This is a genomic window from Bacillus sp. LR--39, assembly GCF_053613335.1.
The window spans coordinates 1-716 of the sequence record NZ_JBSIOT010000854.1 but is presented as its reverse complement, the minus strand read 5'-3'; the positions used below and the strand labels follow the sequence as shown (position 1 = coordinate 716).

Genomic DNA, 716 nt, shown 5'->3' with positions numbered 1-716 from the left:
ATTGATCTGATAAAGGTCTGTATGTAATGACAGGCTGTCATCTTTAAATCCGTACTCTAACACTGTTTTTCCCCTTCCTTACTCTGCCACTTGCGCTCCGATGCTGTTTGCAAAATGGGAAAGAGCCCATGCGTGCCCCTCCTGATTAAAGCTGGCAACAGCTTGTTTATGCACAACAATCCGAAAACCTTTGTTGTATGCGTCAACAGCTGTATGCAACACACAAATATCTGTGCAGACACCGGCAAGATGCAGTTCGCCAATCTGCCGTTCTCTGAGTTTGAGCTCTAAATCAGTTCCCGCAAAAGCAGAATATCTCGTTTTTTCCATGTAGTAAACATTAGGTTCATGTTCATGTTTCTGATATAGAGGCAAAAGCTTTCCGTACAGATCTTTTCCTTCCGTGCCTTTTATATTATGCGGAGGAAAAAGACGGGTTTCGGGGTGATATTGATCCCCTTCAGCATGAGAATCTACTGCTAATACGACGTAATCACCGTTTGTGATGAATTCTTCGGTTAAATTGTCGATCGCCTCTTCAATCATTCTGCCGGGCTCCCCGCAGGTCAATTTTCCGTCACTCGCCACAAAATCATTCGTATAATCAATACAAATAAGTGCTTTTTTCATAGCCGGCCTCCCCGCCATCAGTATGAGAACATTATATCTTATCTCCAGTTGTAAGTGAATTGCCATGAACAAAAAGACAAACGGTC

Annotated in this window: 2 protein-coding genes; both read right to left on the bottom strand. The window is 43.0% G+C overall.

The features are described 5' to 3' along the window. A partial coding sequence (locus ACWHAR_RS27005) for a hypothetical protein (RefSeq protein ID WP_452088423.1) occupies window positions 1-63 on the bottom strand: 63 nt, incomplete at its 3' end. Between the two features lie 15 nt (window positions 64-78). Continuing rightward, entirely contained in the window at window positions 79-630 is a 552-nt protein-coding gene (locus ACWHAR_RS27000) for a cysteine hydrolase family protein (protein WP_452088422.1), read from the bottom strand. Window positions 631-716: the final 86 nt, after the last annotated feature.

Bases quoted from the DNA above. Each gene is read 5' to 3' on its own strand.
- ACWHAR_RS27000 (WP_452088422.1), bottom strand. From the start codon at position 630: ATGAAAAAAGCACTTATTTGTATTGATTATACGAATGATTTTGTGGCG.